Annotated in this window: 2 protein-coding genes and 1 tRNA gene; 1 reads left to right on the top strand and 2 read right to left on the bottom strand. The window is 42.0% G+C overall.

Translation table 11 applies throughout. The features are described 5' to 3' along the window. Together QGG57_06900 and QGG57_06895 are read right to left on the bottom strand one after the other, a co-directional pair. A partial coding sequence (locus QGG57_06900; protein ID MDP7007890.1) for a hypothetical protein occupies nt 1-428 on the bottom strand: 428 nt, incomplete at its 3' end. 11 nt (nt 429-439) lie between these two features. Beyond that, a tRNA-Ala gene (locus QGG57_06895) sits at nt 440-516 on the bottom strand. Nucleotides 517-604: 88 nt separating this feature from the next. On the opposite strand from QGG57_06895, the gene QGG57_06890 reads away from it, so the two are divergent. Next, the coding region (locus QGG57_06890) for a YbaK/EbsC family protein (protein MDP7007889.1) at nt 605-871 on the top strand (267 nt) is incomplete at its 3' end.

Genomic DNA, 871 nt, shown 5'->3' with positions numbered 1-871 from the left:
CCAAACAGCCAAATCATAGGAAGCATTACGGCAAAACCTGCTGCAAATTGAGTGAATATCCAAGTTAAGGTATAGGGTCTATCTTCAGGCCTATCAAGCCCTTCAAACATCAACTGAAATGGGGGGAATGATTTCCTGATGGGTTCGTAGAAAACAGTCAAAGTTAAAGTGGAAACTATGGCGCTTATGGCCAAATATATGAAATCGGTGAAAGTTTCAGCATTAAATTGTTGATCTATGAAAACAGGTAAGAAGAATATTGCAAAATGATTAAGCTTTCGAGTGTAATTTACTCTGATGTTTAGATAACGTACGAGTGCACCTGATGAAAGCATAACTGTGCCAAGAGCAAAACCCTTTGCAACGGTCGACAGGATTTCCGGAGTGAACTCCGTGATGGTAGACTCGATTTCTGGAGGAATTTCCATACAACACCAAGTGGTGGACCGGGCGAGATTTGAACTCGCGCCCTCCTCCATGCCAAGGAGGCGATCTTCCAGACTGATCTACCGGCCCGTTAATGTGTCATTTTAGTAGGCGGTTAATAGAATTATAGCCTAAATGATAGCGTAATCTGTTTAGTGATAGTCGGAATAGGGATGGTGTGAGAGGAGTAGAAGAAGTAAAATCATACATTGAAGAGAATTCCATAAATGGAGAAATCATTATGTTCAAAGCGGAGCAGGCAAAAACGTCAGCTTCTGCTGCTGAACATCTAGGGTGTGAGGTTGCTCAAATTGCCAAAAGCATAGTATTGAAAGCTGAGAATCCAATCCTAGTGATTCTATCTGGAGATATGCGAGTAGATCTGAAGAAACTCTCTGAAGTAATTGGGGAAAAGGCGAAGTTGGCCAGTCCCGAATATGTTTCG

It is taken from the genome of Candidatus Poseidoniia archaeon (assembly GCA_030748895.1).
In the GTDB taxonomy this organism is placed as follows: Archaea; Thermoplasmatota; Poseidoniia; order MGIII; family CG-Epi1; genus UBA8886.
The sequence above is the reverse complement of the archived record's forward strand: the minus strand, read 5'-3'. Positions and strand labels throughout refer to the sequence as shown.